25 protein-coding genes and 2 tRNA genes are annotated in these 25,188 nt (G+C 35.3%); 16 read left to right on the top strand and 11 right to left on the bottom strand.

Going from position 1 to position 25,188, the window contains the following annotated elements; genetic code table 11:
* The first annotated feature begins 74 nt into the window (after positions 1-74).
* Entirely contained in the window at positions 75-896 is an 822-nt protein-coding gene (locus ACFO5O_RS01965; protein WP_387960422.1) for a hypothetical protein, read from the top strand.
* A gap of 13 nt (positions 897-909) precedes the next feature.
* Here the strand turns inward: ACFO5O_RS01965 and ACFO5O_RS01960 are convergent, their stop codons facing one another.
* On the bottom strand, positions 910-1,944 hold the full coding sequence (locus ACFO5O_RS01960) for an FKBP-type peptidyl-prolyl cis-trans isomerase (RefSeq protein WP_387960420.1): 1,035 nt from the start codon (positions 1,942-1,944) through the stop codon (positions 910-912).
* Between the two features lie 139 nt (positions 1,945-2,083).
* On the opposite strand from ACFO5O_RS01960, the gene ACFO5O_RS01955 reads away from it, so the two are divergent.
* Entirely contained in the window at positions 2,084-2,461 is a 378-nt protein-coding gene (locus ACFO5O_RS01955; RefSeq protein ID WP_387960418.1) for an RNA-binding S4 domain-containing protein, read from the top strand.
* A gap of 73 nt (positions 2,462-2,534) precedes the next feature.
* Positions 2,535-3,038 carry a phosphoribosyltransferase family protein gene (locus tag ACFO5O_RS01950; protein ID WP_387960416.1) on the top strand — a complete coding sequence of 168 codons (504 nt, stop codon included), beginning with the start codon at positions 2,535-2,537 and terminating at the stop codon, positions 3,036-3,038.
* On the opposite strand, the gene ACFO5O_RS01945 is transcribed toward ACFO5O_RS01950, so the two are convergent.
* A complete protein-coding gene (locus tag ACFO5O_RS01945) occupies positions 3,030-3,551 on the bottom strand; it encodes a shikimate kinase (protein ID WP_387960414.1) in 522 nt (173 codons plus the stop codon). The genes ACFO5O_RS01950 and ACFO5O_RS01945 overlap by 9 nt on opposite strands.
* A gap of 126 nt (positions 3,552-3,677) precedes the next feature.
* Between ACFO5O_RS01945 and ACFO5O_RS01940 the strand changes: the two genes are divergently transcribed.
* From ACFO5O_RS01940 to ACFO5O_RS01895, 10 genes are all read left to right on the top strand, one after another.
* A tRNA-Lys gene (locus tag ACFO5O_RS01940) sits at positions 3,678-3,750 on the top strand.
* 53 nt (positions 3,751-3,803) lie between these two features.
* Positions 3,804-3,888: transfer RNA gene (locus tag ACFO5O_RS01935), tRNA-Leu, on the top strand.
* A gap of 91 nt (positions 3,889-3,979) precedes the next feature.
* Complete coding sequence (locus ACFO5O_RS01930; protein WP_387960412.1) at positions 3,980-4,879, top strand: MerR family transcriptional regulator; 900 nt, start codon at positions 3,980-3,982, stop codon at positions 4,877-4,879.
* Positions 4,880-4,931: 52 nt separating this feature from the next.
* The gene (locus tag ACFO5O_RS01925; protein WP_387960410.1) at positions 4,932-6,398 is read left to right on the top strand and encodes a phytoene desaturase family protein; all 1,467 of its coding nucleotides are present in this window, start codon (positions 4,932-4,934) and stop codon (positions 6,396-6,398) included.
* 6 nt (positions 6,399-6,404) lie between these two features.
* On the top strand, positions 6,405-7,244 hold the full coding sequence (locus ACFO5O_RS01920) for a phytoene/squalene synthase family protein (RefSeq protein ID WP_387960408.1): 840 nt from the start codon (positions 6,405-6,407) through the stop codon (positions 7,242-7,244).
* A gap of 5 nt (positions 7,245-7,249) precedes the next feature.
* A complete protein-coding gene (locus ACFO5O_RS01915; protein ID WP_387960406.1) occupies positions 7,250-7,699 on the top strand; it encodes a sterol desaturase family protein in 450 nt (149 codons plus the stop codon).
* A 52-nt stretch (positions 7,700-7,751) separates the two neighbouring features.
* Complete coding sequence (locus ACFO5O_RS01910) at positions 7,752-8,450, top strand: lycopene cyclase domain-containing protein (protein ID WP_387960405.1); 699 nt, start codon at positions 7,752-7,754, stop codon at positions 8,448-8,450.
* A gap of 55 nt (positions 8,451-8,505) precedes the next feature.
* Positions 8,506-9,867, top strand: coding sequence for a Gfo/Idh/MocA family protein (locus ACFO5O_RS01905; protein WP_387960403.1), 1,362 nt, complete (start codon positions 8,506-8,508; stop codon positions 9,865-9,867).
* 18 nt (positions 9,868-9,885) lie between these two features.
* Complete coding sequence (locus ACFO5O_RS01900; RefSeq protein ID WP_387960401.1) at positions 9,886-10,962, top strand: mevalonate kinase family protein; 1,077 nt, start codon at positions 9,886-9,888, stop codon at positions 10,960-10,962.
* A 3-nt stretch (positions 10,963-10,965) separates the two neighbouring features.
* Positions 10,966-11,811 (top strand): sugar phosphate nucleotidyltransferase, encoded by an 846-nt coding sequence (locus ACFO5O_RS01895; RefSeq protein ID WP_387960398.1) that lies wholly within the window; start codon positions 10,966-10,968, stop codon positions 11,809-11,811.
* Positions 11,812-11,849: 38 nt separating this feature from the next.
* On the opposite strand, the gene ACFO5O_RS01890 is transcribed toward ACFO5O_RS01895, so the two are convergent.
* The 6 genes from ACFO5O_RS01890 to ACFO5O_RS01865 form a co-directional block, all read right to left on the bottom strand.
* Complete coding sequence (locus ACFO5O_RS01890; RefSeq protein WP_387960396.1) at positions 11,850-14,114, bottom strand: aconitate hydratase; 2,265 nt, start codon at positions 14,112-14,114, stop codon at positions 11,850-11,852.
* Positions 14,115-14,336: 222 nt separating this feature from the next.
* Complete coding sequence (locus ACFO5O_RS01885) at positions 14,337-15,470, bottom strand: acyltransferase family protein (RefSeq protein ID WP_387960394.1); 1,134 nt, start codon at positions 15,468-15,470, stop codon at positions 14,337-14,339.
* A gap of 48 nt (positions 15,471-15,518) precedes the next feature.
* On the bottom strand, positions 15,519-16,472 hold the full coding sequence (locus tag ACFO5O_RS01880; protein WP_387960392.1) for an AAA family ATPase: 954 nt from the start codon (positions 16,470-16,472) through the stop codon (positions 15,519-15,521).
* A gap of 1 nt (position 16,473) precedes the next feature.
* On the bottom strand, positions 16,474-17,925 hold the full coding sequence (locus ACFO5O_RS01875; protein WP_387960390.1) for a peptidylprolyl isomerase: 1,452 nt from the start codon (positions 17,923-17,925) through the stop codon (positions 16,474-16,476).
* Positions 17,888-18,742 (bottom strand): peptidyl-prolyl cis-trans isomerase, encoded by an 855-nt coding sequence (locus ACFO5O_RS01870; RefSeq protein ID WP_387960388.1) that lies wholly within the window; start codon positions 18,740-18,742, stop codon positions 17,888-17,890. Before ACFO5O_RS01870 ends, ACFO5O_RS01875 begins: the two co-directional genes overlap by 38 nt.
* On the bottom strand, positions 18,743-20,692 hold the full coding sequence (locus tag ACFO5O_RS01865; RefSeq protein ID WP_387960386.1) for a peptidylprolyl isomerase: 1,950 nt from the start codon (positions 20,690-20,692) through the stop codon (positions 18,743-18,745).
* 220 nt (positions 20,693-20,912) lie between these two features.
* On the opposite strand from ACFO5O_RS01865, the gene ACFO5O_RS01860 reads away from it, so the two are divergent.
* From ACFO5O_RS01860 to ACFO5O_RS01850, 3 genes are all read left to right on the top strand, one after another.
* The gene (locus tag ACFO5O_RS01860; RefSeq protein WP_387960384.1) at positions 20,913-21,368 is read left to right on the top strand and encodes an SRPBCC family protein; all 456 of its coding nucleotides are present in this window, start codon (positions 20,913-20,915) and stop codon (positions 21,366-21,368) included.
* The gene (locus ACFO5O_RS01855; RefSeq protein WP_387960382.1) at positions 21,361-21,597 is read left to right on the top strand and encodes a hypothetical protein; all 237 of its coding nucleotides are present in this window, start codon (positions 21,361-21,363) and stop codon (positions 21,595-21,597) included. The genes ACFO5O_RS01860 and ACFO5O_RS01855 overlap by 8 nt, the downstream gene beginning before the upstream one ends.
* Positions 21,598-21,705: 108 nt before the next feature.
* A complete protein-coding gene (locus ACFO5O_RS01850; protein WP_387960380.1) occupies positions 21,706-22,260 on the top strand; it encodes a phosphatase PAP2 family protein in 555 nt (184 codons plus the stop codon).
* A 74-nt stretch (positions 22,261-22,334) separates the two neighbouring features.
* Here ACFO5O_RS01850 and ACFO5O_RS01845 read toward each other — a convergent pair whose 3' ends face one another.
* The 3 genes from ACFO5O_RS01845 to ACFO5O_RS01835 form a co-directional block, all read right to left on the bottom strand.
* Entirely contained in the window at positions 22,335-22,775 is a 441-nt protein-coding gene (locus ACFO5O_RS01845) for a hypothetical protein (protein ID WP_387960378.1), read from the bottom strand.
* Between the two features lie 161 nt (positions 22,776-22,936).
* A complete protein-coding gene (gene guaB, locus ACFO5O_RS01840) occupies positions 22,937-24,409 on the bottom strand; it encodes an IMP dehydrogenase (RefSeq protein WP_387960376.1) in 1,473 nt (490 codons plus the stop codon).
* 71 nt (positions 24,410-24,480) lie between these two features.
* Positions 24,481-25,185 carry an Insecticidal toxin complex protein gene (locus tag ACFO5O_RS01835; RefSeq protein ID WP_387960374.1) on the bottom strand — a complete coding sequence of 235 codons (705 nt, stop codon included), beginning with the start codon at positions 25,183-25,185 and terminating at the stop codon, positions 24,481-24,483.
* Positions 25,186-25,188: the final 3 nt, after the last annotated feature.

Here is a 25,188-nt window from a genome sequence, read left to right as displayed (position 1 = left end):
TTTTTATGCATTTTGTAGATTTTTTTTATATATTAGCAGCACCAAACTATTAAAATTAACTTAATCCAAATGGCATGAACAAGATTACCTACTTATGTTTTTTGTTTGTACTATGTTTTTCAATCACTGGTCAGGCTAAAACTATTGAGAAGACTTCAGCCACTTCAACTATGGCTTCTGAAATTCAACGCGTGCGTGTAGATTTCGTTAACCCTTTAGGCTATACTAGACATTTATTATTAGCATTTACACCTGACAATGCTGCCACTGATGGTGTAGATTACGGCTATGATGCATTAAATATTGACACGCTACCGGACGATCTCAATTGGATGATTGAAGGTGGTCGATATGTAATTCAAGGAGTAGGTGCTTTTGAGAACACCAAATATTACCCATTTGGGATGTTTATAGCCAATTCGGGGAACATTAAAATATCCTTAACTGCTTTAGAAAACTTTAATGAGCCCATAGATGTGTTTATCTATGATTCATTATTTGACACCTTTACCTCATTGAATGACACCGATTATACTAATATGGTTACTCAAGGCGAATATACTGACCGGTTTTTTATAACTTTTTCTAATAACTCTGGTTTAATTGAAGCATCTGCTCCTAACACTACTTTAGCAATAGACGATAGGCCTTTTGAGCATACCTCATTTCATTATGTGAATGGTACAAAAGAATTAGTTATTAAAACAAATTCAACAACAGTTTTGAGTGATGTAACGATTTACAATACTTTAGGACAAAGACTTCTTAATAGATCAAAAATCAATGCTAATAAAGTATACATTCCTTTAACTGATACACAGACCCAAAGTTCGATAATAGTTTCGCTAATAACAGATGATGGTAGACAGCTAAATAAACAGCTACTCACTAGGTAAAACGCAATTTAAATTATCCTTGAATTGCGATATTTTTATCTAAATAATCTGGCGTACCATCATTATTAGAATCCAGTAGGACAGCAGTACGTATGGTAATGATTCCAGAAGAAACCGTTCTACTAATTTCAAATTCATTTTGAGCCAGCACTGGCTCTTGTTCCCCTTGATTAGTATCTACCGTATAAGTATTGAACTTTAATTCGTTTCTGGTAGTAAGCGTATCATTATCATCATTAGCATCTAAAAAGTTAGGAACACTATCGCCATCAGTATCATCATCATACAAATTCTCATTACCGTTTAAATCTTCCATGTGAGACCATATCCCATCACCATCATGGTCATTGGGTCCTGTTTGAAATAACTGAAATCTAAAAATAAGATTTGAATATACTGGGATTCCAAAAGGAGGCGAAGAATAATAAGCTAACCCTGATGGCAAAAACATAACACCAAAGCCGTAATTATCATATTGTTCTTTTCCATCTGGTCCAATGGTCGGTAATCCTACAGAAGTTTTAAATTCGGGTATAGCTTCTCTCCATCCCGGGATCACATTCACCAAATCCAATACCGTAGGGTTGGCTGTGCTATCAAAAATATCTTCATTCATTAAGTTACCAGAATAATTGATTTTTACATTATCAGAAAAATTAGGATTCTTACCACCCCCTGGAGTAATTCGTAAAATGTAATATTGATATTCCACCTCTAAATATGTGGTGGTCTTTATTTCAAGAACACCCGGATCACTTAATAATTTATTGTTATCTGGATCTGGTAATGGTAAATAATTACCTTGATCGTCTTTTGGTAATTCAGATATTATTAAATCAGACATTTTATAATTCCCTGGATTTGCGAAGGTAGAGGCATTATAATAATGCGTTGCAAAATACCCCAGTAAGGAATCATTATCCACTATTTGTTGTTCTGCTCTATCCTTTTCAACCACAGTTGGGCCTGTTGGGTCATCATCCTTTTTACAAGAGGTAAAGCCTAAAATTAAAACAAACAAAAATGCAGCGTAATTTTTAATTCTCATAGTTTTCTTTTTTCATAAAATCGTTTTAAAACCATAGCAAATTTTAAAACCTTTTAATAATGCCTATTTTTAGGAGCGCAAGATACAATAATATAATATTTTTGTACAATAACATTAACGTTGTTTTTTAATTTTTAATATGCGAGTGGATAAATTTTTATGGTCTGTGCGTTACTACAAAACACGTAGTATCGCAACAGATGCTTGTAAAAAAGGACATGTAAAAGTGAATGATCAGGCTGTAAAACCAAGTCGCGAAGTTTACCCTGGTGATAAAATTCAAATACGGAAAGACCAAATTAATTATCAGCTTACGGTAAATGATGTGCCCGAGCGACGTGTGGGAGCTAAACTTGTAGATATGTACCGAACAGATACAACGCCCAAAGAAGCCTTTGAAGCTAAAGAACTCTTGAAGTATTCCAAAGATTACTATCGTAAAAAAGGAGCTGGTAGACCCACCAAAAAAGACCGTAGGGATATTGACGACTTTTATGAAGGCCCCGAATCACTTTAATATCGAAATTAAAAGTTATATCCTCCACAGAATTAGCCTCCACTTTTTTATCTTTGATACAAAATAGTTGAATATGAATAGTAGCAAGAACATCATTTTAAATCATACTGAAATTCAGCATAAAATTAGACGCATAGCTTATCAAATCTACGAAAGCAATGTAAATGAAACTGAAGTCATTTTGGCTGGTGTAGACAGCAAAGGTTATATTCTCGCCAAAAAATTAAAGTCTAATTTAGATAAGATTTCTGATTTAAAAATCACACTTTGCAAAGTAATAATCGATAAGAAAAATCCACAAACCGAAATTAAAACTTCTATCTCTCCAAAAGACTACTCTAATAAGTCAATTGTATTGGTAGATGATGTTCTCAACTCGGGAAGCACCTTAATTTACGGAGTTAAGCATTTTTTAGATGTGCCCTTAAAACAATTTAAAACGGCTGTCTTGGTGAACAGAAATCATAAAAAATATCCTGTAAAAGCAGATTTCAAAGGCATTTCGTTATCAACATCTTTGCATGAACACGTTGAAGTGGTTTTGGAGGGTAAAGCGTTTGAGGTCTATTTAGAATAGTTGCAAGAAGATAGATTCGACAACCTCATCAATGGATTTGTTATCTGTATTAATAACAATTTTGCACTGGTTATAAAAGGAAGATCGTTCAAACAGATGCTTGCCAATAAACTCATTTAATGCCTCCACAGTCTCCAAATGTGCGATCAATGGCCGATTAGCTTTTTCGTTAAACAATCTATTAGATAAGCTATTAATAGAGGCTTTTAAATATATACTAACCGTACCTTGTGCCTTTGTAATTTCGTCCATATTGTTGCCGTAACATGGCGTACCTCCTCCCAATGCAATCACTGAATTAGAATTCTGTTCTAATACTTCAATTAAGTATTTGCTTTCTATGGTTCTAAAATAGATTTCACCTTTTTCTTTAAAAATTTCAGTGATGCTTCGATGTTCTTTCTTTTCAATCACTTCATCTAAATCACAATACGAAGATTTTAAAATTGCGGCAAGTTTTTTACCAATTGAAGATTTTCCAGACCCCATATAACCTATTAAAACAATGTTCATTTTTTTCTTACAATTTGATTTTTAAAAACATACCTATTGAAGCTACAAAAAAACAAAAAAAATAAACAAAAAAGGGTTGGGTTTATAAATTAATCGTTTTATATTTGCACCCTCGAAAGAGAAAAAGACTCGGTAGCTCAGCTGGTAGAGCATAACACTTTTAATGTTAGGGTCCTGGGTTCGAGCCCCAGCCGGGTCACAAAAAGTTAAGCCTTTGCTTAACTTTTTTTTTATCTTTACCTCACATTTTTTGCGCACGTGGCGGAATTGGTAGACGCGCTAGCTTGAGGGGCTAGTATCCGTTTAGGATGTGGAAGTTCGAGTCTTCTCGTGCGCACTTTCTTAAGTATTAATCCCCGTTAATTTTTCGATTCTATTAATTCTTATGGATTAAAACTGTATTTTTGTTTATTCTTTATTAAAAAATAATGAACAATATAAAATCAAGTTTTAGTATTAAAGACCTTGAAAATCTTACTGGTATTAAGGCACACACCATTAGGATCTGGGAAAAACGTTACAATTTATTGGAACCTGAACGTACCGATACTAATATTAGAACCTACAGTCTTGAAAACTTGCAAAAATTATTGAACGTTAGTTATCTCAATACAAATGGTTACAAAATATCTAAAATTGCAACCTTCTCTAAAGGAGATATTATCTCAAAAGTAAGAGAAATTGCATTACAACACCATTCTGAAGATCACGCCGTTAATTCTATTAAAATTGCAATGCTCAATTTTGATAGTCTGTTATTTTATAAGGTATATACTGAATTAGCGGCTCAAAAAACATTTAGAGCTATTTTTTATGATGTGTTTTTACCTTTACTTTCTCATATTGGGATACTTTGGCAAACTAGCACCATAACACCAGCCCATGAGCATTTTATATCTACGCTTATTAGGCAAAAAATATTGATTAATATTGAACTTGTTCAGCAACAACATTTAAATCCAAGCAAAAAAGTCTTTGTGCTCTTTCTCCCTGATAACGAAATTCATGAGTTAGGACTTATGTTTATTCACTATGAAATAATTTCAAAAGGTTATCATAGCATATTTCTAGGGCAAAGTGTTCCGATTGATAACTTAAAAGAGCTTACCACCTACTATGATGATGTAACTTTTATTTCCTATTTTACGGTAAAACCAGAAAAGGACCAGCTACTCGACTATCTTAAAGATTTCAATCATCAAATTATAACACTTAGTTCGTGCGAGTTTTGGATTTTAGGCAAAATGCTAAAGCATATAGAACAAAATAAACTTCCAGCAGGTGTTTCAATGTTCAATTCTATTGAAAATTTAGTAAAAGCACTATAAATTTTCACCAAAGCATGTATTTTGTTTAACTTTTTATTATTTTTGTTAAACAATGAATAAACACATCACTATTATCGGTTCTGGCTTTTCAGCCTTATCTGCCGCATGTTATCTTGCCAGTTATGGTAATCAGGTAACAATTTTTGAAAAAAACAAAACCATTGGAGGTAGAGCAAGACAATTAAAACGAGATGGCTTTACGTTTGATATTGGGCCTACTTGGTATTGGATGCCTGACGTATTTGAACGCTTTTTTGCTGATTTCGGTACTCATCCTAGCGCATTTTATGAGCTTGAGAAGCTTAATCCAGCCTACAGTGTTTATTTTAATGAGAATGATTATATCACCATTGAAGATACCTTAGAAAAAATATACAAAACATTTGAAAAGGAAGAAGCGGGCAGTTCCAAAAAATTGAAAACCTTTATGGCAACTGCCCAAACTAATTATGATGTTGCTATTAAAGACTTGGTGTATAGGCCTGGGGTTTCACCTCTTGAGCTCATCACACCGGTCACCATTAAGAAGATTAATCAATTTTTTAGTACCATCAAAAAAGATGTCAGGAAAGAATTTAAAAATGAACGCTTGGCAAAAATCCTTGAGTTTCCAGTTCTCTTTCTCGGAGCAAAACCAGACAACACTCCTTCCTTTTATAGTTTTATGAACTATGCCGATTTTGGTATAGGAACGTTTCATCCAAAAGGTGGAATGTTTCAGGTGATTTTAGCAATGAAAAGCCTGGCCGAAAATTTGGGTGTCGTTATAAAAACTGAAAACTCTGTAGATAAAATTATCGTAGATAAAGGAAAAGCAACAGGAATCATTTCAAATGGAACAGTTTATCATTCAGACATTGTTTTAAGTGGAGCAGATTATCATCATACCGAAACTTTAATGGATCCCATTCATCGACAATACTCTGAACGTTATTGGGCGAAAAAAGTTTTTGCCCCTTCTTCCCTCTTGTTCTACGTGGGTTTTGACAAAAAATTGAAGAATGTCAATCATCACACCTTATTCTTCGATGTTGATTTTGACACCCATGCTAAAGCTATTTATGATCAACCGCATTGGCCAAAAGATCCATTATTTTATGCAAGTTTCCCTTCACTGACCGATAATTCTTCCGCACCAGAGCATCATGAGGCAGGTATATTTTTAATTCCTTTAGCTCCTGGTTTAAATGATACCCAAGAATTGCGAAACATCTATTTTGACAAAATCATCACACGTTTTGAGCATCTTACATCACAAGACGTTAAAAAAAATATTATATTTAAGGAGTCCTTTTGTGTTAATGACTTCGTCAAGGATTACAACTCCTACAAAGGCAATGCCTACGGGATGGCAAATACACTCCTGCAAACGGCTTTTTTAAGACCTAAATTAAAGAGTAAAAAAGTAGACCATTTATACTTTACAGGGCAACTCACGGTTCCGGGGCCTGGTGTTCCACCCTCTTTAATTTCAGGAAAATTAGTTGCCGAATTAATTAAAAAACACCATGCCAATTAGTCCATTATGAAGTCTATTTTCGATACTGTTTCAAGACAATGTAGTAAACTGGTTACACAGTCTTACAGCACCTCTTTTTCTCTAGCTACCAAAATGTTAGCGGTAAGTATTAGGCAAGATATTTACAACATTTATGGTTTTGTGCGCTTTGCAGATGAGATTGTAGACACTTTTCATGATTATAATAAAGAAGAATTATTCTCTCAATTTGAATCTGATCTGCACAAAGCCTTAACTTCAAAAATAAGCCTCAACCCTATTCTTAATTCCTTTCAGGAAACCTATCACAAGTATGCTATAGAACAGCATTTGGTCGATTCTTTTATGAACAGTATGCGTATGGATTTACACAAAAACACCTACTTAACTGATGAAGAATACAAGGCCTATATCTATGGCTCGGCCGATGTAGTTGGGCTTATGTGCCTTAAAGTATTTGTGAAAGGCAACCAGGAACAGTATGAAGCACTTAAATTCTCGGCCATGAGTTTAGGATCTGCGTTTCAAAAAGTTAATTTCTTAAGAGATTTGAAATCGGACTATGAGGATTTAAGTAGATCCTATTTTCCTAATTTAGATTTAAGTCAGTTGGATGAAGCTTCCAAACAAGCCATTATTGAAGATATAGAATCTGATTTTGCTAAAGGATTACAAGGCATCAAACAATTACCTATCGAAGCCAGATTTGGAGTTTTTATGGCTTACAGGTACTACCATCAGCTTCTAAAAAAATTAAAGAAAACGCCCGCATTAGCTATAAGATCAACCCGCATTCGAGTTCCCAATTATAAAAAATTAGAATTATTAACCCGAAGTTATGTAAAATATCAGCTAAATTTGATGTAATACCTATGGATGTGATTTTGTGGATATTAGTTTTTATAGCAACCTTTTCCTTTATGGAATTTATGGCATGGTTTACCCATAAGTATGTCATGCACGGGTTTTTATGGCATCTTCATAAAGACCATCATAAAAAAGATCATAAAAGTTGGTTTGAACGCAACGACGCTTTTTTTATTTTTTATGCCGTTGTAAGTATGATCTGTTTTTACCTTTGGAGTTATGAGGCTATTTGGTTCTGCCTACCTATTGGATTGGGTATTATGGCTTATGGCGCCACCTATTTTATAGTTCATGATATTTTTATTCATCAGCGCTTTAAATTGTTTCGAAATGCCAATAATTGGTATGCTAGAGGCGTTAGAAGAGCCCATAAAATGCACCATAAACACCTTGGAAAAGAAGATGGCGAATGTTTCGGCATGTTAATAGTTCCCTTTAAATACTTTAAAAGTTAATATTGGTTTTGTATTTTTATACTGAAACTACATCCTGAAATTTTTGTCTACAATGGAAATCAACATGAACTACCTATATATATTGTTGAATCTTGGATCGTTGTCTATTCCTTTACTTTTCAGTTTTCACCCAAAACTTAAATTTTACACCTATTGGAAAGGGTTTTTCCTTGCTACTGCATTAACCATGCTCATTTTTATTCCTTGGGATATTATTTTCACTATAAATGGTATTTGGGGGTTTAACGAATCCTACTTTTTAGGAAGCTATTTGTTTTCACTTCCTATTGAAGAATGGCTTTTTTTTATTTGCATTCCTTATGCCTGTGTTTTTACTCATTATGCTTTGCTGCAATTATTTCCTGGTAAAGAATTGGACCAAAAACATGTTAACACTATAACTCATAGCGTTCTTGCTGTTTTGGTTTTATTATGCGTTTTGTACTATGACAAATGGTATACATTCGTTAACTTTTTGTATGCCATTCTACTTTTATTGGTAGTAAGAACATATTCGCCAGCATTGTTAAAAAGCTATTATCTTACCTTTTTAGTAATGCTTATTCCTTTTTTTATTGTCAATGGAATTTTAACCGGTAGTAGTATTGAAAATGAAGTGGTTTGGTATAACAACGCTGAAAATATGAATTTTAGAATCTTCACCATCCCTGTTGAAGATATTGTTTATGCCTTCACTTTAATTTTAACCAACCTTACATTGACCCAGTACTTTTACAAAAAATTAAAGTAAAAGTCTTAAGAAAAATTTAGCTTAAATTTGAGTTTTAACCAATTAATAGATCTGTATGAGTTCACGACGAGATTTTGTAAAACAATCGGCTATATTAGGTGCCGGAATAACTTTGGCACCACAATTCACTTTTTCTTCCAATTTAAAGTCTAATTCCGAAAAACTTAAGGTTGCCCTCATTGGTGTAGGGTTACGAGGTACCAATCATTTGAATAATTTGTTATTAAGAGACGATGTGAGTATAACCGCAATATGTGATATTGATGACCGACGTATAGCCATTGCTCTCGACTTGATTACAAAAGCTAAACAGCCTAAACCGAAGCTTTTCGGTAAGAATGATTATGATTACAGAAATTTATTGGACTTGAAAGAGGTTGATGCCGTGATTATTTCAACACCTTGGTTGTGGCATACACGTATGGCAAAAGATGCGATGTTAGCAGGAAAATATGCTGGTGTCGAAGTTTCAGCTGCTAATACCATGGAAGAATGCTGGGATCTTGTAAATACTCATGAAGAAACGGGTACTCATGTAATGATACTTGAAAATGTGAATTACCGCAGAGACATCATGGCCGTACTCAACATGGTGCGACAAAATGTTTTTGGCGAATTGGTTCATTTTAGGTGTGGTTATCAGCACGATTTACGATTTGTAAAATTAAACGATGGAAAATCGGCCTATGGAAAAGGTGTTGAATTTGGTGATAAGGGCATTTCTGAATCAGCTTGGAGAACACAGCATTCTCTCAAACGAAATGCCGATGTTTATCCCACGCATGGCGTAGGGCCTATCGCGGCGATGTGCAATATTAATAGAGGTAATCGATTTACGTCGATCACCTCAAATGCAACAAAAGCGGTTGGTCTTCATAATTATATTGTGAAGCATGGTGGAGAAGATCATCCAAATGCCAAGTTAAAATTCAAACAGGGTGATGTTATCACTTCCATTATTGAAACTGCTAATGGAGAAACCATAATTGTAACCCACGACTGCAACTTACCTAGGCCATACTCATTAGGCTTTAGGGTACAGGGCAGTGAAGGACTATGGGAGGTCGACGGAAATCGAATTTATATAGAAGGAAAATCAGAGCATCCACATCGCTGGGATGATGCTACTTCTTGGTTAGAAAAATACGACCATCCGCTTTGGCAAAAGTACGGTGAATTAGCCACAGGTGCTGGACATGGCGGCATGGATTTCTTTGTCCTTAATGCCTTTGTGGAATCGGCCAAAGAAAATAGCGCACCGCCTATGGATGCCTATGATGCTGCGGCTTGGAGCGCCATTACGCCGCTCTCGGAAGTCTCTATTGAAAACAATGGAGAACCTCAAGATTTTCCAGATTTTACGAGAGGAAATTGGATCAAACGTCAGCCTTACAACTGGATTAAAGACACTTTTTAAATTTCATTAGCACTTATTTTGAAATCGATTTGTATTGAAGCACCAGCCCGCATCTGCTTATTTGGAGATCACCAAGATTATTTGGGACTGCCAGTAATTGCCTGTGCCATTAATAGATATATCAGGCTACATGCTGTTCCTAACACAAGCTCTTTTTTTAATATTCAAATGCCTGATATTAAAGCGCAACGGCAGATTCTCATAGACGAGCCTTTTCAATCACTTGAAAGTAAAGATTTTTTTGGCTCTGCATTACGCGTGGTTAGACGTTACGGATGCAATCCTAATCAAGGATTTGATATTATTATAAAAAGCAACATCCCTATAAATGCTGGAGTATCAAGTTCTTCAGCTTTGGTTGTTGCTTGGATACAATTCCTTTTAGAAACTTTTGGATGCGACCATGAAATCGTACCGCAGTTTATTGCCGAGTTGGCGTATGAAGCAGAAGTATTAGAACATAATGCACCTGGAGGCCGAATGGATATGTACACTATAGCCATTGGGGAAATCCTTTATATTGACACGTCAAAAAACTTATCTTTTGAAAGTATTGAAAATCCCTTTAACGAATTGATTCTGGTAGAATCGGGTGTTCCTAAAGATACCATTCAATTACTTTCCAACGTAAAAACCAAGGTCTCCAAAGCACTTGACATTGTTACTTCAAGATATCCTGATTTCAATATTGCTTATGTATCTATAGAAGATTATGATCAGTTATCTTTAGTTTTACCAGAGCAGCTGAAGCCATACTTTTATGCAGCCATAAAAAATCATGAAATTACTCAAAAGGCACATGTTGAATTTAAAAAGGAAGGCCCTAATCTCGAATCCTTGGGATTATTGATGACAGCGCATAACAACATATTAAAAGATCTCTTAAAAGTTACAGTCCCAAAAGTAGACCACTTAATCAATATAGCACTAGAAGCCGGTGCCCTTGGTGCTAAAATTGTTGGTTCGGGTGGTGGTGGAAGTATTGTTGTGATTGCGCCATCTAATAAATCAAAATTAATCATAAATACCCTGCTGAAAGCGGGAGCCAAAAAAGCTTATCCTGTTAAGGTTGCTAAAGGATCTAAAAGAATTTAAAAAATGGAAGCAAATCTAATCATATTGGCTGGTGGTGCGTCTACTAGGATGAATGCTTCACTTAATTCGTCAGCATCAAATTGGAAAAACAAGGCTTTAATTGGTATTGATAGCGATGGACGACCCATCTTGGATTACTTAATAACTAATGCCGAAAAAGCGGGGTACAAGAATCTCATTATTGTAACAGGTGAAAATGCAATTGAATTTAAATCTTTTTATGGAAAGCAACAAAATGACAACCTTTTTGGAACATTAAAAATTTCCTATGCTACGCAATATGTGCCAAAAGACCGTGTAAAACCTTTAGGTACTGCAGATGCGCTTTTGCAGGCGCTCCAACAGTATTCCTATTTAAAGAAAACCACTTTCATCGTCTGTAATGCTGATAATTTATATTCAGTTGAGGCGTTTGAGGCCTTAATACAAACACCATTTAAAAATGCTTTTATTGCATATGACCGAAAAGGTCTAAATTTTAGTACCGATCGCATTTCAAAATTTGCGCTCGTCCAATTAGATCAGGATCAGTTTTTGAGTAACATTATAGAAAAACCGGAACCTAATGAAATATCAAAGTGTAGAGATACTTCAGGAAGTTTGCGGGTTAGTATGAATATTTTTAAGCTCGATGGAAGTGCTATCATTTCCTACCTTGAAAATTGCCCAATGAATCCTGAACGGAACGAAAAAGAATTACCTAGCGCGATTTTAAATATGTGCCATGAAATTCCCAAAGCTATGAAGGGTATATTATTTCATGAACATGTCCCTGATTTAACGTCGAAAGAAGATATTGCTGTACTAAAACATTATTTAGATACAGCACAAAACAAAAAAAACTCCTGAAATATTCAGGAGCTTTTTAATATCGAATTACATCCTATTTAAGATGCATTTTGTCGTTTGATTAAATTAAGAGCCGAACCTTCATTATACCAATCTATCTGTGCTTGGTTATAAGTATGATTCGCTTTAATCACATCCTTGCTTCCGTCGGCATGAACAAACTCAATAGTTAATGGTTTTTCAGGAGCAAATTCATTTAGATCCAAGAAATTGATGGTATCATCTTCCTGAATTTTATCGTAATCACTTTCATTGGCAAAAGTTAGAGCCAACATCCCTTGTTTTTTAAGGTTAGTTTCATGAATTCTTGCAAATGATTTCACCAACACTGCAGCAACTCCCAAGTGTCTTGGTTCCATAGCTGCGTGCTCGCGAGAAGACCCTTCACCATAGTTGTGATCTCCAACTACGATTGATTTTATTCCGGCTGCTTTATAAGCACGTTGTACATCAGGTACGCCACCATATTCTTGTGTTAATTGATTTTTAACAAAGTTGGTCTTTTTATTATAAGCATTTACCGCACCAATTAAACAGTTATTCGAAATATTATCTAAATGTCCTCTAAATCTTAACCAAGGTCCTGCCATTGAGATATGATCTGTTGTACATTTTCCAAAGGCTTTTATCAATAATTTGGCATCCTTAATTTCGCTACCAATAGGTTCGAATGGCGTTAACAACTGTAAACGTTCAGAAGATGGGCTTACAGAAACAGTAACTCCGCTTCCATCAGCAACTGGTTCAACATAACCGGCATCTTCTACATCAAATCCTTGTGGTGGTAATTCTATTCCTTTAGGTTCATCTAATTTCACCTCTTGACCATCCTCATTAATCAAGGTGTCATTCATTGGGTCAAAATCTAAACGTCCAGAAATCGCGATTGCTGCCACCATTTCTGGTGAGCCTACAAAAGCGTGTGTATTTGGGTTGCCGTCTGCACGTTTTGAGAAATTACGATTAAATGAGTGTACAATGGTATTCTTCTCATCTCCTTTTAAATCACTTCTATCCCATTGCCCAATACAAGGTCCGCAAGCATTAGTAAATACAGTGGCATCAAGATCCTCAAAAATCTTTAGGATTCCATCTCTTTCAGCTGTAAAGCGAATTTGTTCAGAACCCGGATTAATTCCAAAATCTGCCTTCGATTTTATTTTTTTATCAACGGCTTGTTTTGCAATAGATGCTGCACGGGTTAAATCTTCATATGAACTATTTGTACAAGAACCAATAAGCCCCCAATCGACTTTAATTGGCCAATCATTAGCTCTTGCTTTTGCACCCAATTCACCTACAGGCGTAGCTAAATCTGGTGTAAAAGGTCCGTTTAAATGAGGTCGTAATGTATCTAAATCTATTTCAATCACTTGATCAAAATAAGTCTCTGGATTAGCATATACCTCATCGTCACCTGTTAAATATTCTCTTATTTTGTTTGCTTCATCAGCAATATCACTTCTATCTGTAGCTCGTAAATAGCGCTCCATAGAGTCATCATAACCAAAAGTAGATGTGGTTGCTCCAATTTCGGCACCCATATTACAGATGGTTCCTTTTCCAGTACATGATAAATTTTTAGCACCAGGTCCAAAATATTCTACAATTGCTCCTGTTCCACCTTTAACGGTTAAAATCCCGGCCACTTTTAATATGACATCCTTTGCAGAGGTCCAACCATTTAATTTTCCTGTTAACTTAACGCCTATAAGTTTTGGAAATTTAAGCTCCCAAGCCATACCGGCCATAACATCCACAGCATCTGCTCCACCAACACCAATGGCTACCATTCCTAAACCACCTGCATTAACGGTGTGAGAATCGGTACCAATCATCATTCCACCAGGAAATGCGTAATTTTCTAAAACTACTTGGTGAATAATTCCTGCGCCTGGTTTCCAAAAACCAATACCGTATTTGTTTGATACCGATGCTAGAAAATCAAATACTTCATTACTCGTTTCGTTAGCACGCTTTAAATCGGCCACAGCTCCTTGCTTTGCCTGAATCAAGTGATCGCAATGTACCGTTGTTGGTACGGCAACTTTAGATTTTCCAGCTTGCATAAATTGCAATAAGGCCATTTGGGCGGTTGCATCCTGACAGGCAATGCGGTCTGGAGCAAAATCAACATAATCTTTCCCGCGTCTGTAAGCTTTGGTAGGTGTACCATCCCACAAATGTGCGTATAAAATCTTTTCTGAAAGTGTTAAAGGTTTACCAACGACTTCACGTGCCTTGTCAACACGTTCTGCCATGGTTGAGTATACCTTTTTTATCATATCAATATCGAATGCCATATTAGTTTTTTAAATGTTGTTGTATTAATCTTTACCCTATATTCATAGGACAGCAAAATTACAAATTTTTAGTGGCATTTGAAAATATGTAACAAAATCTGATAAATACTGAATATCTGCCAAATAAACCTCGTTTTTACACATTATTATTGAATATTTGATAATTATTAATCCATAAAAATTGTAATTCAACAATTTTAGTATGCCATAAATTTTAGCCTATTAAGATGTAATATTTGATTTTGAATAGGTTTTATCTCGAAATTTCAAAATTGGCAATTCGAAATAGCGATACAATACATTTGAAAGACTAAGGGTCAAGATTAAAAATAAAACTAAAATACCTAGTTTGATGTAAATAGGCATAGCCTCAAAGCTGATTAACTTTTGGAGGCTTAAAAGTACAATAGAATAATTCACTAAATACATGGCATATGACCTCGTACTTAAAAAATAGATAAGGGATCCAAACCAACCTTGTTTTTTAAGTTTTAAAAATGCCGGAAAAACTAAAGCACAACACAGTGCTAGAATTGGCAAATATGCAAATACATAAAATCCTAAATGTGTTTGTGGTAAAACAGAAAAGAAGGCTATATACAAATGTGTACTGGTAAATAATAACAAAGCAGTAATTAAGAAGAGTTTATCATACTTCCTAATGAAGTATGGATACATGCGAGCTACATAAATTAGGATAAAGCCATAATACACCGCATCTAATCTATAAACAACCACTTTTCTAAACATACTACTCCAATCTTGATAGCTATGTACTTCTGCATTACTATAAAAACGTGCCTTTATTAGGTATTGAATTCCAATAAGCACCAAAGTGACTATTAAAAAAACAATGATTTTTGAATGATGACGCCGCACCCATTGCAAGGCGCAAAAAAGTATGAGTGGTAAAATGAGATATGAATATTCTTCAATGGATAGGCTCCATGCTTCATTAAAAAAATCAGAATGTGGTTGACTAAAATTTTGTAAAAATGGGATATATAGGAATATTGAATCTGGTAACTTTTGGGAAAACAAAATAAGTAAACCAATATTTATTATGAGAATTAAGTAATAGTTAGGTAATGTACGTAGCCATCTACGTTTCCAAAAACGAAACAAATCATTGAAATTGGTACGATTTTGATCAATATGTTTTAACAAAATACCACCAATTAAATACCCACTTAAAACAAAAAACAAATCTACCCCAAAAGCACCCAATGACCGTATTGCCATGATTATTGGACTTTCAGTAGTTTCATAAAAAATATAAGTACAGTGAGAAACAACAACTAATAATATAGCTATTGCACGTAAGACATCGAGACCAAAAATTCGGTTAGTTTGCACTCAAATTAGTATTCGATTCCTAGCAGAAAGCTTGGTGTAACTATAATCTTAAAACAGACTTTTTATAATTTGTTCGTCTGAAATTCCTTCAGCTTCTGCCTTGTAGTTTTTAATGATTCTATGCCGCAATATCCCTGAAGCAACAGCTTGTACATTTTCAATGTCAGGTGAAAATTTGCCATGAATTGCAGCATGAGTTTTAGCTGCCAAAATTAAATTTTGAGAAGCTCTTGGACCAGCACCCCAATCTACATATTCTTTCACCAAATTAGTAGCAGCAGGGCTATCAGGTCTGGTCTTCCCCACCATGGTTACCGCATATTCTATAACATTATCTGCCACAGGAATTCTGCGAATCAAATTTTGAAACGCAATTATTTCTTCAGCTGTAAACAAAGGATTTACTGTTGCTTGAACATCGGTAGTTGTAGTTTTAACGACTTCTACTTCTTCTTTAAACGAAGGATAATCCAAATTAATAGCGAACATGAAACGATCCAATTGTGCTTCTGGCAATGGATAGGTTCCTTCTTGTTCAATTGGGTTTTGGGTTGCTAAAACAAAATAAGGCAAATTCAATTTGTAGTGATGCCCAGCCACAGTCACGGCTCGTTCTTGCATGGCTTCTAATAAGGCTGCCTGTGTTTTTGGAGGTGTACGGTTAATCTCATCGGCCAAAATAATATTAGCAAACACTGGGCCTTTAATAAATTTGAAATGTCTGTTTTCATCTAAAATTTCACTCCCTAAAATATCACTCGGCATTAAATCGGGTGTAAATTGTATACGTTTAAAATCAAGACCTAGAGCCTGTGCTATGGTGTTGACCATTAAAGTTTTTGCCAAACCAGGCACACCAATTAAAAGGGCATGGCCACCAGAAAAAATTGAGATGAGAATCTGATTTACAACTGCATCCTGACCAACTATGACTTTAGCCACTTCGGTTTTAAGTGCATTATATTTTTTTACAAATTGTTCTACAGCTGCTACGTCAGACATCCTACTGATTTTTTAGCCAATTACTATTAAACTCGCAATCGCGATACTGACCATTAATTTTAATATAGGTATCCAAGATTTTCTCTTCTTGCCATTTAGCAATAGCCTTGTACTGTTTATCTTGTTCTGCCAAACCTTTTATTTTCAAATAGTCTCTAGAAAAATCGGCTTCGTGTTCATCGATCCTATCAGTCACCATTAAGAGCTTATATTTAATTGGATTGATTCGATCTTCATCTTGCAACACCAAACTCACTTCACCATCTTTTAAATTTTGAATTTGAGAATACAATTCTGGATCCATTTTGGTTAATTCAAAATTGTAATCCTGCGTATAAGGGTTGATTAATTGTCCACCATCTTGTCTGGTTTCTTTTTCATCACTAGTGGCTCTTGCAGCTTCAGCAAAAGTCACTTCACCCGAGACAATACGTTCTCTAATTTTATTGATGCGTTCTTTGGCTTCAGCAACAGCTGCATCTGTTACTTTAGGGCGCAATAAGATATGACGTACATCATATTCTTGGCCTCTAATTTTTTCTAATAAGATAATATGATATCCAAAATCGGTTTCAAAAGGTTCTGAAATCTCTCCTTCTTGAAGTGAAAAAGCTACATCCCTAAATTCTTTCACCATTTGAGGACGTTTTCTATTCAAGGTATACAATCCACCCGTTTTTCGTGATGCAATATCATCTGAATACAGTACCGCTTTAGTTGTAAAGCTAGCACCATTCTCTTGGACATCTGCCTTAAATTCTCTCAACCTGGTAATTGCTTTCTGCTTTTCTTCCTGTGAAACTTTTGGAATGATTACAATTTGAGCCACTTTTAATTCAGTACCAAATACCGGACGTTCTTCTTTAGGGATACTATTAAAATATTCTCTTACTTCTTCAGGCGTTACTTCAATCTCTTCAACAATTTTACGTTGCATCTCCCCAGCAAGCTTTATGTTTTTATTAATCTCAAAAAGCTCTTCTCTAAAACTCTCTTCACTATCCTTGTTATAAAGTTCTAATAGCGCTTGCATGGAGCCGTTTTTTTGTTCTAAAAATGCGCTGATTTGCTGCTCAATATTAGATCTGATCTCCAGTTCGTTAACCGTTATACTATCTTGAATGGCATGATGTGCATACAGCTTGTCTTCTAAAAGCTTTCCAAATAATTCGCAACGTGAAATATCTGCGATAGAGACACCTCGCTGTTGTAATTGTAAAAATTCCTTATCGATGTCAGAATCGAGCACGACATAGTCACCAACTACGGCCACAACACCGTCAATCTTAATACGGTCTGGGTTTTGTTGTTCTTCTTTTTTTGTTTTTTGACTAACAACCTCCTCATCCTCAATAATTTCTTGAGCTAAAATAGGGTTGCTTAATAGGGTGAAAAGTACAGCAAAACATGCTGTTCTAGTTATAAATTTCAAACTGATTGTTTTTAATTGCATCTTTGGTAATGTCTTTTTCAAGTTGCTTTATGAGCTCTAATTTTCTTTTATTAATAACGATTTGATCTATAGTTGGTTTTACATACTCCAACGGGGCATAATCATTTTGAAATAATACGTCATTAATTTGCATCAAATATAGCCCTAATGAATCTTTGAGTTGTAAAAAATTAGATTTTTTTAACAGTTCTTTTTTGTTATCGGCGTTTATAGCGGGAATCTTATTGGCGATTTGAGATAGTTTTATCCAAATGGAATCGTTTAACGAATAGGCTTTAAACTGAACGGCAATAGAATCCAAATAGCGTTTATCTTCTTCATTAAAACGTTTAAAACGTCGCTCCACAACATCTATATTTAATGCGTTTTGAGGTAGACTTATATATCTGAACTTTACAAGTTCTTCATTGAGTTTAAAGGTTTCCCTATTGGCTTCATAAACTTCCTTGGCCTGTTCTTCAGTTACCCTAGTATCTAGATTTTTGTTGACCAATGCATCTAAATAGGCCTTTGTAAATAAATCATTTTTGTATTGGGTCACAAGTTTATTGAAATCCTTTTGTTTTTCTTCAGGAAGATTTAGTATAGCGCCTTCCATCAATAATCGTTGAGTTGCCCAACGATTAATAAAACTGTTGACTATGAGTGCGCTATCTTCAGCCGGTGTACCTTCAGCAATAAGATCTCTAATATCTTCTTCGTAGATGTACGAATCGTTTACCCTTGCTACAGGAACCCTGTCATCAGTTTCCTTAAAATAAACGCATGAACTGATGCAAATACTTAATGCTAATATAAAATAGTGTTTATGCGTCAATTATTTAAGGATTTGAGATTTTACTTTGGCTAAAACCTCTTGATTAATACTTACTTTAAATTGTTGTTTCAGAGTTGCTATCCAGTCTTTTTCAATCTTATTTTGAAAATCATTGATTACCATTCCTTTTGCCTGCTCAAATGACTTGGTTGTACTTGGCAGAACATCAATCACATTAATAACATGAAAAGCATCATTGTAATTATAGATTTTTGAGACACCCTTTTTAATTTCCAAATTCGTGGGTAATGAAGGATTATCTAGCTCTAATGTGCCTTGAGTTATCATAAGGTTTTGCTCATTATTTGTATTAAGCATTTTTTTTATATCAGTTGCATTAATTCCTTTATCTAATAAGGTTTTTGCTTCTGCAATTGTCTTCCTTTTGGCTCCAGAAATAATTGTAGCTTCAACTCTATCATTCCAAATATAGTTATTCTTATTTGCTTCAAAATAAGACCTTAACCCAAGTGAATCCTGAATGGCAGCATTCCATACCTTCTGTTCCATTAAATCAAAAAGCAATAATCCGTCTCTATATTCTTGAAGTACGTGAGCAAATTCTGGACTTTCCTCTTCTAAATGATCTTCATGATAGTTCATAACCATGCTTTCCACAAACGTGTTTAATTCCTTACTAACAAACGTTTTAGCAGCCATTGGCTTATCAAAATAACGTCTTTGTGCGCCAACAAGATAATTACCAAAATCTGAATATAGATACTGGGTGTCATCAATCGCTAACACCTTGTTATTAGCAACCAAATAGTCTGGTAGCTTCCAACTATTTCTAAAAAAATCCTCATTTATAAGGGTTTCAAAATAAGAAACAACTTCATCATTGATGGTTACGGTGTACTTGGACTTTAAGGATTCAACTAAAGCTGAATTGATTAAGCTCGATCGCGAATCACGTTTCACTTTTACCTCGAGTTCACCTCTAGCCTCCTCAAAAGATTCGAGTGCTAGTTTTTGAATAAGCTTAACAATATGCCATCCGTAATCTGTTCTAAAAGGTGGAGATACTTCTCCTGCATCATTAAGCTTGAATGCCTGATCCTCAAACTCTTGAGACGATAATTGACCACCTTTAAATGGTGCTAATAAACCGCCCTTGCTTGCCGTACTTTTATCATCAGAAAACTGTCTTGCCAAAGATTCAAAATTCTCGCCTTGTTCAACCTTTTTATAAATCTCACCTATGCGTTCTTCTGGAATCAGACTACTATCGGTTTGACGATTAGAGACCATAATATGCTGAACGGTTACTTCACCTCTTGAAGGTCGTTTATCAAAAACTTTGACGATATGATATCCGAATTGCGTTCTAAATGGCAAAGAAACCTCTCCCACCTCGGTTGTATAGGCCGCATTTTCAAACTCATAAACCATTTTAAATGCAGAAAAATACCCTAAATCTTCAGCAAAAACTGTACTTCCATTATGTACATCGCTTTGCACTTTATCAAAACCTTCATTCAGCACACGTTCACGTAGGTTGAGCAGTCTATTGTAAACTTCTACCGTATCCTGTTCACTAGGTTCTATCATGATAAGTATATGAGACGCTTTAACTTCTTGCTGTGATCGTTCAAAAGCTTCTTTTACCAAGGCTTCGGTCACCTTGCTTTCAGATATGAAATTTTTAGTCAATTGTTTTCTGTAATTATCAAACTCTCGTAAATAATTAGGATCTTTATCTAAACCCAGGCGCTTGGCTTCTTTAACTTTAAGTTGATAATTCACAAAAAGATCTAAATAAGCATCCACATCTTTTTGAGATTCATCTTTTACCAAATCTAAATTCTTACTGTATACCCTAATAAATTCCGAAGCCATTACAGGCTCATCTGCAACCGTAAAAAGAATGTCATCTTCGCTTTTGTTTTGAGCAAAACTCAACAGGCAACAACAGCCTAACAACAGCATAGAAACAGATTTGAATTTCATATTTATTCTAATTTTTTGAGGGTCGAAAAATAACTTACTAATGATTGTGGTAACTGCAAAAATAACACAATTCAAACATTAAACAAGATGCTTTTTTACGAAACGAGAATACCTATACTTTAGTATACTTTACATTAAGAACTGTTGGCTAATTTTGAGCCCAATGAATTGAATGTATTTAAAAACTAATTACCTTTATACCCTATTAAAGTCGTAACTAATGAATTATACCCTTGAGATTATCGTGAAAGTACCCATGAAGGATTTCATATTGAAGTTTGACAATCCCGACAATATGAAGCATTGGCAAAGAGGATTGATTTCAACCGAACATTTATCAGGTAATCCAGGTGAGTACGGTGCTAAAATGAAGCTAATTTATCAAATGGGTAAACGTGAAATGGAGCTGATAGAAACAGTAACCCATAGAAAACTGCCGCATGAATTCCATGGCACTTATGATGCCAAAGGGATTCAAAGCATACAAGAAAACTTTTTTGAAGAAACTCCTGAAGGCCACACTAAATGGATATCCAAAAGCGAGTTTATACCTTTGAGTTTTACCATGCGTCTAATGACTGTTTTAATGCCTAGTGCTTTTAAAAAACAATCCTTACTTTATATGAAGGATTTTAAAAACTTTGCTGAAAAAGGCGTCTCTGTTTCTCATGCGTAAATTAAAATTGATATGGGACTTTCGTGGGCCTGACGCCTTAAAGACTGCCGAGCATCATGAAGTTCATCTAAAAGATTATATTACAATTAAAAAAGTGAACACTTTCCTAACTGGTATTGAAGCCATTTCAGATCTTCATGCCATTGCTTACATGGTTGTTTCTGAAGCTGATATGAGGCCTATTAGAGATGCACTTAAGCCTCATCGTGGTCAAGTTTTTGAATCCTAATCTTGAGTTTAAAACAATAATTTTTACTGCTGTAGAGTTATAAAGTTATCTAACAACAACTCGCCCTCAATGGTTTCTCCAAAACTTTTGCAAACTTTAGCGCTATTAATGATAGTACCTATTTGCAGTTGTTATGGTCAAACAGAAGATGGAATTTTAAGCAAACACGAAAAATGGGAGTTCGTTTTGGAAGATACCGGCGATGTGTTGCAAATTGCAATTCCCCTTGCTGCTGGTTTAACCACGCTATTTAAAAAAGACTACAAAGGCAGTAAGCAATTCGCCCTTTCTTACGCCACAAGTTTGGTGGTCACACATTCTTTAAAACGCATCATTAGAAAAGAGCGACCCGAAGACCGAAATTTGTTTGATGCCTTTCCTTCTGGACACACAACTTCGGCCTTTTCTGGAGCTTCATTTATTCAACGTCGCTATGGCTGGAAGTACGGCAAATGGGCTTATTTAGGAGCTGCCATTGTTGGCGTAAGCCGAATGGAAGGACCAGATGGTTGGCATGATATCTGGGATGTTTTAGCGGGCGCTGCTGTTGGAATAGGAAGCACCTATCTTTTTACAACACCCTATGAAAAGCAGCCTGTTCAAGTAGGTTTTTATTCCAATGGAAATGATACTTATATTTTAAGTCTGAAATATGAATTTTAGATGTTAAAAACTAAAAACCGCTCACTTTCATTTAATGAAACGAACGGTTTTTGACCCTTAGCATGAAGTACTAACTAGAACCCAATACGTACACTTGGCACACCTACTCTAATGTTGGTACGCATTGTAGTTCTTCTCGGGTAAGGTTCATAATAATATCTATGGTAGTAGAATGAGGCATGATGGTAATAATGATCACTATGATAACAAGAATGGTCACAGTGATTGTAATGTTCGGCATAGGCATCTCGCTTACCTTTCATGTACGCTTTATAAGCTTTACGGTCTCGCTTCTTTAACTTGTCTTCATAAGATTTCTGATCCTTCCAGAATCGCTCTTCATCCTTTTTATTTTCAGACTTGAATTCTTGTTCAAATTTTGCATCTTCTAAAGCCCGTTGTTCATAATAGGACATTTTAGTTTCCTTCTCTATAGATTTACCCTCTTCTTGTGCATTTACAGTAGTAAATATGCTCGCTACAAAGACTATTATAAAAAATTTAATCGTTTTCATACGGTCTGTTTTAATTAGTAATTTAATTTTTCTTATTTCTATATATAAGACAACATGAAAACGCTTTACCCTATGGAAAATTCAACTTTTATAATTCTAACCCATAAAAAAAACCGAACGCTTAAGTTCGGCTTTCTTACTATTAGAATTCAACTACGTGTTTATCTCGAATAATTGGGTGCTTCTTTAGTGATGGTTACATCGTGTGGATGGCTTTCATTAATTCCTGAAGCGGTGATTTTTATAAAGCGTCCCGACTCTTTTAAGGTTTCAATATCTTTAGCGCCACAATAGCCCATACCTGCACGCAAACCGCCAACAAACTGGTGAATGCTTTCAAATAAATCGCCTTTATAAGGAACTCGACCTACAATACCTTCAGGCACTAGCTTTTTAATATCATCCTCAACATCCTGAAAATAACGATCCTTACTTCCTTGTTTCATAGCTTCTACTGAACCCATTCCACGATAGGACTTAAACTTACGTCCTTCATAAATGATGGTTTCACCAGGACTTTCTTTCGTACCTGCAAGCAACGAACCTAACATTACTGTATCTGCTCCGGCTGCAATAGCTTTAGGAATATCGCCTGTATATCGTATCCCACCATCGGCAATTACAGGAACTCCAGAACCTTTTATGGCCGCTGCAACCTCTAATACCGCAGAAAATTGTGGAAATCCAACACCTGCAACCACACGTGTTGTACAGATGGATCCTGGGCCAATACCAACTTTTACCGCATCGGCACCTGCTTCTACTAAATATTTAGCTGCTTCGCCAGTGGCAATATTTCCTACAATAACATCTAAATCTGGGAATTTGGCTTTAATAGCTTTCAAAACATTCACTACCCCTTTAGTATGACCATGGGCGGTATCTATAACTACGGCATCAACGCCAGATTTTACTAATGCCTGAGCGCGGTCAACAGCGTCTGGAGTCACACCAATAGCAGCGGCAACTCGTAAACGACCGTAAACATCTTTATTAGCAATAGGCTTTTGTGTAAGTTTTGTAATATCTCTGAAGGTAATTAAACCTGCCAGTTTATAGTTGTCATCAACGATAAGTAGTTTTTCAATTTTATTTTGTTGTAAGATAGATTCAGCATCATGTAACGAAGTTCCAACTGGAGCTGTTATAAGATTGTCTTTGGTCATGACCTCAACAATTGGCCGTTCATTTTCATGCTCAAATCGCAAATCTCTGTTGGTTACAATCCCTTTCAAAATTCCTTGATCATCCACGATTGGAATTCCTCCTATGCTATGCTCTCTCATATTATGCTTGGCATCCTTTACTTTAGCAGTCAAAGGCAAGGTCACAGGATCGATAATCATTCCACTTTCGGCACGTTTTACACGTCTCACTTTATCAGCTTGCTGCTCAATGGTCATGTTTTTATGAAGTACGCCAATACCACCTTCGCGAGCCATGGCGATTGCCATTTTACTTTCGGTTACGGTATCCATTGCAGCGGATACAATAGGAACGTTAATGGTAATGTTTCTTGTAAATTTTGCCTGAATATTTACTTCGCGTGGTAAGACTTCTGAAAATGCTGGAACTAATAGGACGTCATCATAGGTTAACCCTTCACCTAGAATCTTATTTTGATGTGCTGTCATGATGCAATTTGAAATTAATTGCATGCAAAGGTACAACTAAAATTAGGATTATAATTTATATGACTTGAAAATTAATGCATTTGATTTTTGCAATAGGTTCGGAGTGTGTGCAAGGCATAGCTGTAACGCTCCTGGGCATTAGAAATATCACCCTGAAACCTGATGGGTTTTGGAACAACAATACTGTATAAAAAATGCCCCTTGGCCATACGTCCAATTTGCTTCAAACTTTTATCATCCATAATCTCATATACGCGTTCTACCCAAATAAACTGTTCGTCGTGCAACATTTTTTCATCCCAACTATAGGCTTCATTTTTTCTCAACAAATTTTCTGAATTATAGATTTCTTGAAGTTTTATAAATGCACTATTGAAGACTTCTTCACTTCCCATATCGGTATAACGCTTTATAGCTTTTGAGCTAAACCAACGGTAAGGCACATTATTCACTAACCTTAATTTATGCGATATAAAGTAGGCCATATAAGGCCAAACTACATCATGACCCTTTTTCTCCAACTCATTGTGCAACCATAGATAAAAATCCCTTCGTTGTTTAATGCTTAGATACTCCTTAGGTTTATTATTTAGAAGATTGAATTTATTGGCGTTATTCCAAATTAAAGTGTTTTGACGTCTATCAGAAGCTAACCAATCTGAAGGTGATAATTGTTGTTGATTGGTTTCCTTTTGGTAACTTCTTAAGCTATTCCATTCTCTCCCATAACTTGGAATTGCAACTAGCATAGCAAAAAAGAGAAGTAAGCTTTTCATACA

Origin of the sequence: Geojedonia litorea, from assembly GCF_042654525.1 — a bacterium.
Taxonomy (GTDB): domain Bacteria; phylum Bacteroidota; class Bacteroidia; order Flavobacteriales; family Flavobacteriaceae; genus Geojedonia; species Geojedonia litorea.
Note: the sequence above shows the minus strand (reverse complement) of the source record. Positions and strands in the feature narration are given on the sequence as shown.

What these genes read in the sequence shown, in the direction of transcription:
- ACFO5O_RS01960 (WP_387960420.1), bottom strand. Translation starts at nt 1,944, where the DNA reads ATGAGAATTAAAAATTACGCTGCATTTTTGTTTGTTTTAATTTTAGGC.
- ACFO5O_RS01955 (WP_387960418.1), top strand. Translation starts at nt 2,084, where the DNA reads ATGCGAGTGGATAAATTTTTATGGTCTGTGCGTTACTACAAAACACGT.
- ACFO5O_RS01890 (WP_387960396.1), bottom strand. Translation starts at nt 14,114, where the DNA reads ATGGCATTCGATATTGATATGATAAAAAAGGTATACTCAACCATGGCA.
- ACFO5O_RS01950 (WP_387960416.1), top strand. Translation starts at nt 2,535, where the DNA reads ATGAATAGTAGCAAGAACATCATTTTAAATCATACTGAAATTCAGCAT.
- ACFO5O_RS01865 (WP_387960386.1), bottom strand. Translation starts at nt 20,692, where the DNA reads ATGAAATTCAAATCTGTTTCTATGCTGTTGTTAGGCTGTTGTTGCCTG.
- ACFO5O_RS01835 (WP_387960374.1), bottom strand. Translation starts at nt 25,185, where the DNA reads ATGAAAAGCTTACTTCTCTTTTTTGCTATGCTAGTTGCAATTCCAAGT.
- ACFO5O_RS01965 (WP_387960422.1), top strand. Translation starts at nt 75, where the DNA reads ATGAACAAGATTACCTACTTATGTTTTTTGTTTGTACTATGTTTTTCA.
- ACFO5O_RS01895 (WP_387960398.1), top strand. Translation starts at nt 10,966, where the DNA reads ATGGAAGCAAATCTAATCATATTGGCTGGTGGTGCGTCTACTAGGATG.
- ACFO5O_RS01860 (WP_387960384.1), top strand. Translation starts at nt 20,913, where the DNA reads ATGAATTATACCCTTGAGATTATCGTGAAAGTACCCATGAAGGATTTC.
- ACFO5O_RS01845 (WP_387960378.1), bottom strand. Translation starts at nt 22,775, where the DNA reads ATGAAAACGATTAAATTTTTTATAATAGTCTTTGTAGCGAGCATATTT.
- ACFO5O_RS01920 (WP_387960408.1), top strand. Translation starts at nt 6,405, where the DNA reads ATGAAGTCTATTTTCGATACTGTTTCAAGACAATGTAGTAAACTGGTT.
- ACFO5O_RS01915 (WP_387960406.1), top strand. Translation starts at nt 7,250, where the DNA reads ATGGATGTGATTTTGTGGATATTAGTTTTTATAGCAACCTTTTCCTTT.
- ACFO5O_RS01925 (WP_387960410.1), top strand. Translation starts at nt 4,932, where the DNA reads ATGAATAAACACATCACTATTATCGGTTCTGGCTTTTCAGCCTTATCT.
- ACFO5O_RS01945 (WP_387960414.1), bottom strand. Translation starts at nt 3,551, where the DNA reads ATGAACATTGTTTTAATAGGTTATATGGGGTCTGGAAAATCTTCAATT.
- ACFO5O_RS01875 (WP_387960390.1), bottom strand. Translation starts at nt 17,925, where the DNA reads ATGCAATTAAAAACAATCAGTTTGAAATTTATAACTAGAACAGCATGT.
- ACFO5O_RS01930 (WP_387960412.1), top strand. Translation starts at nt 3,980, where the DNA reads ATGAACAATATAAAATCAAGTTTTAGTATTAAAGACCTTGAAAATCTT.
- ACFO5O_RS01905 (WP_387960403.1), top strand. Translation starts at nt 8,506, where the DNA reads ATGAGTTCACGACGAGATTTTGTAAAACAATCGGCTATATTAGGTGCC.
- ACFO5O_RS01910 (WP_387960405.1), top strand. Translation starts at nt 7,752, where the DNA reads ATGGAAATCAACATGAACTACCTATATATATTGTTGAATCTTGGATCG.
- ACFO5O_RS01880 (WP_387960392.1), bottom strand. Translation starts at nt 16,472, where the DNA reads ATGTCTGACGTAGCAGCTGTAGAACAATTTGTAAAAAAATATAATGCA.
- ACFO5O_RS01855 (WP_387960382.1), top strand. Translation starts at nt 21,361, where the DNA reads ATGCGTAAATTAAAATTGATATGGGACTTTCGTGGGCCTGACGCCTTA.
- ACFO5O_RS01850 (WP_387960380.1), top strand. Translation starts at nt 21,706, where the DNA reads ATGATAGTACCTATTTGCAGTTGTTATGGTCAAACAGAAGATGGAATT.
- guaB (WP_387960376.1), bottom strand. Translation starts at nt 24,409, where the DNA reads ATGACAGCACATCAAAATAAGATTCTAGGTGAAGGGTTAACCTATGAT.